This window comes from Herbaspirillum sp. C9C3 (genome assembly GCF_013359625.1).
GTDB lineage: Bacteria > Pseudomonadota > Gammaproteobacteria > Burkholderiales > Burkholderiaceae_D > Herbaspirillum.
In genome coordinates this window covers 1-6,816 of the sequence record NZ_JABFMQ010000052.1, presented here as the reverse complement: position 1 = coordinate 6,816, position 6,816 = coordinate 1, and the positions used below count along the sequence as shown (strand labels likewise).

Annotated in this window: 4 protein-coding genes; 3 read left to right on the top strand and 1 reads right to left on the bottom strand. The window is 62.3% G+C overall.

The genetic code is table 11. From position 1 onward, the window contains the following. Positions 1-96: 96 nt before the first annotated feature. Positions 97-1,332, bottom strand: coding sequence for a urate hydroxylase PuuD (locus tag HNO82_RS21970; RefSeq protein ID WP_175345142.1), 1,236 nt, complete (start codon positions 1,330-1,332; stop codon positions 97-99). Positions 1,333-1,836: 504 nt separating this feature from the next. On the opposite strand from HNO82_RS21970, the gene HNO82_RS21965 reads away from it, so the two are divergent. The 3 genes from HNO82_RS21965 (at position 1,837) to HNO82_RS21955 (ending at position 6,478) form a co-directional block, all read left to right on the top strand. Continuing rightward, positions 1,837-2,781 carry a LysR family transcriptional regulator gene (locus HNO82_RS21965; protein ID WP_175345141.1) on the top strand — a complete coding sequence of 315 codons (945 nt, stop codon included), beginning with the start codon at positions 1,837-1,839 and terminating at the stop codon, positions 2,779-2,781. A gap of 283 nt (positions 2,782-3,064) precedes the next feature. After that, complete coding sequence (locus tag HNO82_RS21960; RefSeq protein ID WP_175345140.1) at positions 3,065-4,459, top strand: nucleobase:cation symporter-2 family protein; 1,395 nt, start codon at positions 3,065-3,067, stop codon at positions 4,457-4,459. Positions 4,460-4,714: 255 nt separating this feature from the next. Further along, positions 4,715-6,478, top strand: a complete 1,764-nt coding sequence (locus HNO82_RS21955) for an allantoate amidohydrolase (RefSeq protein ID WP_175345139.1) — start codon at positions 4,715-4,717, stop codon at positions 6,476-6,478. The last annotated feature ends 338 nt before the right edge of the window (positions 6,479-6,816 follow it).

The following is a 6,816-nucleotide window of genomic DNA, read 5'->3' as shown; positions in this document are numbered from 1 at the left end:
GCGGGCCACGCTGAGGACTTGCGCGGCGGTGAGGTTGAAGCCGTCGATGGTGATGGTGTGCATGTGATGAGTTCTCTCTGACATGATCGTGTGCGATTACTTGGCCCCGGCCTGGAACCAGGCGGCGACTTCAGCGCGTTCCGCATCGGTCATCTGGGTCATGTTGGCCAGCGGCATATCCTTGGTCTGGACGGCGCGCTGGAAGATCTTGGCCGCGTGCTGACGGATCAGCTCAGGCGTCTGCAACATCATCCCCGCCGGGGCGGTGGCAAAGCCGGCCTGGGTCGGCTTGTCCGAATGGCAGCTGGCGCAGCGCTGGGTAATGATGGCCTGGATGCGGGCGAAGTCCGGTGCGGCGGCAGCGACCGGTGCCGCACCCGCAGCAGCAGGTGCCGCCAGGGGCGTCACCGGACGCGGCGCAATCGCCACCGCCACGCCCAGCAACAGGGCTACGCCGGCGATGGGATAGGCCACCACCACGCGGCCCTTGTGTCGCAAATTGAAGAAGTGACGAATCAGCACACCGGCCGCCATGATCGCCGCCAGCACCAGCCAGCTGTGGGCGTGCGTATAGGTCATCGCATAGTGGTTGCTGATCATGATGAACAGAATGGGCAGGGTGAAGTAGTTGTTGTGCACGCTGCGCTGCTTGCCCTTGCGACCATGGACGGGATCCGGCGAGCGGCCCGCCTTCATTGCCTCCACCAGCTTGCGCTGCCCCGGGATGATGACCATGAGCACATTGCCGACCATGATGGTGCCGATCATCGCGCCCACGTGGATATAGGCCGCGCGGCCCGACAGCAGGTGCGTGAGCAGATAGGCCACCGCCACGATGAAGACGAACATCACCAGCCCCAGCAGCCCTTCGCGCTTGCCCAGTGGCGACTTGCACAGCAGGTCGTAGACGATCCAGCCCAGCACCAGCGTACCGATGCCCACGCCCACTGCTTGCGGACCGGTAAGGTTGGCCACCGACTTGTCCACCATCATGGCCGAGGCATTGAAGTAATACACGATGAACAGCATGGCCACGCCGGTGATCCAGGTGGCATAGGCTTCCCACTTGAACCAGTGCAATTCCTCGGGCAGTTCGGCCGGGGCCACCAGATACTTTTGCGGATTGTAGAAACCACCGCCGTGCACCGCCCACAGTTCACCGGAGACGCCCTTCTTCTCCAGATCGCTGCCCGGCTTGGGCGGGCGGATGGAGTTGTCCAGCCAGACGAAATAGAACGAGGCACCGATCCAGGCGATGCCCGTGATCAGATGCAGCCAGCGGACCAGCAGATTGGCCCAGTCGATGCCATATGAAACCAGGAGTGCTTCCATGTCTTCCCCACGCAGGATTGCTGTCCGCCACCGCGACCTACTCCGGACAGGCGAGGCATTGCCTCAGGAATGGGCCGCCATGAAAGTCTTCCCCCGCCATGCGCATGCCATGGCAACGACTGGATGAGTGGAGTGAAGGCTTCCCGCGCGCCGGGAAGCGCGGGCACCGTGATGGTGCCGTGCCTGGTCTCCCGTCGTGCTGCCGCTACGACCCGATGGCTTTTGCCATCTGTTCTAAGCCGCCCTGCTGATGCGGGACGGTTGCACGAACGATAAACGCGGGGACTGCACAAAACATGGTCATCAACGTATATTTGACATACGAATGACGATATACAAAAATGCCCCCTGGATGTGGGACGCTTGCGCTCGCATCCCGCCAGGCCGCCGCCCGAGCCGGTCTGGGCAAACGACAACGATAATGCGCCTGCCCCGATGCAGCCGCCCCAGAGTGAACGAAAAACCGTCACCTGTCCCGCACCACAAGACCCCGGAGACATTCCCATGTCCAGGCTGCCTGACCATCTCGACATCCACCTCATCCGTATTCTTTATCTCCTGCTGTGCGAGAAAAACGTCTCGCGGGTGGCCTTGAAACTGAACCAGCCGCAGCCCTCCATCTCGGCCTCCCTGCGCAAGCTGCGCGAACTCACCGGTGACCCGCTGCTGGTGCGCGGTGCGCGCGGCATGGTCCCGACCCAGCATGGCGAGAGCCTGTTGAAACCGGCCAAGCGCATCCTCGACGAGACCGAACGCCTGTTCGTGCCCAAGACCGCCTTCGTACCGCAAGAGGAGGAGCGCACCTTCCACATTGCCGCGCCGGACTACATGAACACGCCCTTCTTCACCGAAGTGATCGCCCGCCTGCGCCGCGAGTCGCCGCGCAGCCGCATCGTCATCCATGCGCTGGGGCCGGATACCGATTACGTGCGCCTGCTCTCGGATGGAGAACTGGACCTGGTCATTGCCAACTGGGACGAACCGCCTGCGCATCTGCATCTCTCCAAGCTGTTCGATGATCCCATCGTCTGCCTGATGCGCGCCGACTGCGCCTATGCCAAGCGCACCGCGCGCGATGCCATGCGCATCGAGGACTATCTCTCGCTGCCGCATGCAGCGCCCTCGCAGATCCTGCCCGGCTACCACGGCACCATCGACACCTTCCTGGAAAAGCAGAACCTGCATCGCAACGTGGTGGTGGAATCGGCGCACTTCCGCATGCTGCCCTACATGGTGGCGCAAACCGACCTAGTGCTCACAGCAGGCCAGCAGTTCGCCAGCTTCTACGAAAAGCTCCTGGGCCTGAAAAGCTACACGGTGCCGATCAAGTTCCCGCCCCTGCGTTTTTACCAGCTGTGGCATGAGCGGGTGCATCAGGCGACCGAGCACAAATGGCTGCGCGCCCAGGTCAGCGCGGCGGCCAAGATGATGGCGCAGGGCCGCGCCTGAACCGGTGCCGGGCCGCTGCGGCAAAGGAAACGGGCGGTCCGGCATATATCGGCGGCGCGCCTGCCGGTATGCCGGGACTTATATATCGCACTGACCGGATTGCATTAGTATCGCCAGCAACAGGCCGGTATCCGCACAAAGACAGCACCAAGACGCGGAACACGGTACTGGGCCGGAACCACCTTCAAGCGGCAAGGCACGCCCTCCTGGCAACACGGAGACACAATACGGGCGCGGTCACATGCCAGGTTCCATCGATAAAAAAATACCAGGAGACAACCCCATGCAAGCCGCTCGCCATCCGGTGGATGAACGCCTACCCCTATTCAAGCTCTTTGCCCTCGGCATGCAGCATGTGCTGGTGATGTATGCCGGCGCCATTGCCGTGCCGCTCATCATCGGCGGCGCGCTGAACCTGCCCAAGTCCGAGATTGCCTATCTCATCAGTGCCGACCTGTTCTGCTGCGGCCTGGTGACCATCATCCAGAGTGCCGGCATCTGGAAGTTCGGCATCCGCATGCCGGTGATGATGGGCGTGACCTTCGCCGCCGTGGGGCCGATGGTCGCCATGGCCAACGACCCGCAACTGAACATCCTGCACATCTATGGGGCCGTGATTGCGTCCGGGGTCTTTTGTATCCTTGCCTCGCCCTACATGAGCAAGCTGATGCGCTACTTCCCGCCGGTGGTGACCGGCACCGTCATCACCGTCATCGGGGTCTCGCTCATGGGCGTGGGCATCAACTGGGCGGCGGGTGGACAACCGGTGATCGGCAAGCTGGTCGACGGGGTCTTCGTGAAGGTCCCCAATCCCGACTACGGCTCGCCGCTGTCGCTCTCGATTGCGGCGGTGGTGCTGGTCTCGATCCTGCTCATCACCAAGTACACACGGGGATTCATCTCCAACATTTCGGTGCTCATGGGCATGGTGGTCGGGTTCGTGATTGCCTTTGCCCTCGGCAAGATCAGCTTTGACGGGCTGGATGCGGCGGACTGGTTCGCCTTCATCCAGCCTTTTCACTATGGGCTGCCGCAATTCGACATCGCCTCCATCATCAGCATGTGCCTGGTGATGATCGTGACCATGATCGAATCGACCGGCATGTTCATGGCACTGGGCGACATCGTCGGCCGCCGCATCGACGACCGCACCCTGGCCAGCGGCTTGCGCGTGGATGGTCTGGGCACGGTGATCGGGGGGCTGTTCAATACCTTCCCCTATACCTCCTTCTCGCAGAATGTCGGGCTGGTCGGCGTGACGGGCATTCGCAGCCGTTTCGTCTGCGTGGCAGCCGGGGTGATCCTGATTGCCTTCGGCCTGTTCCCCAAGATGGCGCACGTGGCCGCATCGATTCCGCAATTCGTGCTGGGTGGGGCCGGCATCGTGATGTTCGGCATGGTGGCAGCGACGGGCATCAAGATCCTCTCCAAGGTCGATTTCCACGGCAACCGCAACAATCTTTTCATCGTGGCCATCAGCATTGGCGTGGGCATGATCCCCATCGTCGCCCCGACCTTCTTCGACAAGATGCCGCATCTGCTGGGCACCATCTTCCACAGCGGCATCCTGCTGGCCTCGGCCATGGCGGTCGGTCTGAACCTGTTCTTCAATGGCCGTGGCAGCGAAGAGGACGTGGCCCGCTATGCGGTGGCGGCGGCGCAGAGCTCGGACCACTGAAACGCAGCCGGCGAGATATGCCGCCGTGCATAGCGCCCAGATGAAACCGTTGATGCCATCCGGGCCAAGATGTTTTAAAGTCTCATCTGCGCAGCAGACCGCACCGGGCGGGCTTGGGCGCAGAGCGTGAGACGACAGCCGCAGACAACAATCGGCACCGACAATCCTGATTTTCAGATGGGGGGGGCGGCGCCGACTTGCGGCATCACCCATGAACACAGCGAGGGAGCCGGCGGCGCGCCGACCGGCCAGCACATGACGACGACACTGGAACAACTGAACGCAGCCGAGACTTCGGCCTTCATCGCCGCCCTGCACGGCATTTACGAGCACTCTCCCTGGATTCCCGAGCGGGCTGCGCTGCAGCGTCCTTTCCGCAATCTGACTGCCTTCAAGCTGGCCTTGCACAAGGTCGTGACCGACGCCAGCCGCGCCGAGCAGCTGAGCCTGATCCGGGCCCACCCCGAACTGGCTGGCCGCGCCGCCATTGCCGGCGAGCTGACCGCCGAATCTACGGGAGAGCAGGCCAAGGCCGGATTGAATCTGTGCACCCCGGAAGAATTTGCCCGCCTGCAACAACTCAATGCCGACTACAACGCAAAGTTCGGCTTCCCTTTCATCCTTGCGGTGAAGGGCCCCACCGGTGCGGGCCTCACGCGCCAGCAGATCATCGCCACCTTTGCACGCCGCCTGCGCAACCAGCCGGAAGACGAATTGCGTGAAGCCCTGCGCCAGATCGGCCGCATTGCCGAGATGCGCATCAACGACCTGCTGGGCCATCGTCCGGCGATGGGCGCGATGGTGATGCAGTGGGCAGAAGAGATCGGCGCCTTGTCCGAAGACGAAGGAGCGCTGACCTGCACCTATCTCACCGAAACGCACCAGCGCACGGCAGAGCAGATTGCGCAATGGATGCGCGAGGCCGGCATGCACGTGCATATCGATGCGGTCGGCAACGTGGTGGGGCGATATCTTTCCACGGATCCGCAAGCCAAGACCCTGCTGACCGGCTCGCACTACGACACGGTGCGCAATGGGGGCAAATACGATGGACGCGAAGGCATCCTGCTGCCCATCGCCGTGGTGAAGCATTTGCATGAACGTGGCGAGACCTTGCCTTTCCATTTTGAGGTGATCGGTTTTTCGGAAGAAGAAGGTGTGCGGTTCAAGAGCACCTTCCTGGGCAGCAATGCGGTGACCGGCCATTTCGACATGAAGCTGCTGGAGTTGCAGGACAAGGATGGCATCAGCATGCGCGAGGTCATCACCAGGGCGGGTCATGATGTCGCGGCCATCCCGCAGATCGCGCGCGACCCGGCCGACATCCTGGGCTATGTGGAGGTGCACATCGAGCAGGGACCGGTGTTGCTCAATCGTGATTTGCCGGTAGGCATCGTCACCTCGATTGCGGGCAGCTCGCGCTATCTGGTGGAATTGAAGGGTGTAGCCAGCCATGCCGGCACCACGCCGATGGACATGCGCAAGGATGCGGCCGCCGCGGCGGCCGAGATCATCCTGGCTGTGGAGCAGCGTTGTTCGCAGGACCAGCATGCCGCGCTGGTGGGCACGGTGGGGCAGTTGCAGGTACCGCGCGGGTCGACGAATGTGATTCCGGGCGCGTGCCAGTTGTCGCTGGACATTCGTGCGGCCGAGGATGGAGTGCGTATTGCGGCGGTGAAGGACATCCTGGGCAAGATCGAAGAGATTTGTGCTCGCCGCAGCATTGACTTCAAGCTCGAAGAGACCTTGAGCGCCCCGGCTGCGCCGTGTGCGCCGTGGCTGATGGATCAGTTGCGCGCCGCGACGGAGCGTGCGGGGGTGACGCCGTTCGAGTTGGCTTCCGGAGCGGGGCATGATGCGATGGCGATTGCGAAACTGACGGATGTCTGCATGTTGTTTACGCGTTGTGGCAATGGCGGCATCAGCCACAATCCGTTGGAGACGATGACGGCGGATGATGCGGAGGTCTCGGGGCAGATTTTGCTGGATTTCCTGCGCAGCTTTGAGGCGAAGCGCTAATGATTTATATGATTTAGCCAGCGGCGCGTCTTCGATACGCGGCGGTGCCGCTACTCAGTCCGAACGGGAGTTTGAGCACCCGACCGCACAAAGCCGCAGGCGAGGAAGACAAATGCGATGCCGAAGGCGAGGAAGACAATGGCGATGCCGAAGGCGAGCCCGAGTGGACGGTCCCCATAGAGCCAGCCGTCGCAGCGGAGCGAAAAGTGGATCAGAAGAATAGTCGGAGCGAAGCGACTCTATTCTTCCCACTTTTCGCTTCGCTGCGACGGGGACCCTCCGCAGGAGGGCTGGCTCTTTGGGGTCGCCTTCTTTTGCTTACTTTTCTTGGCGAGACA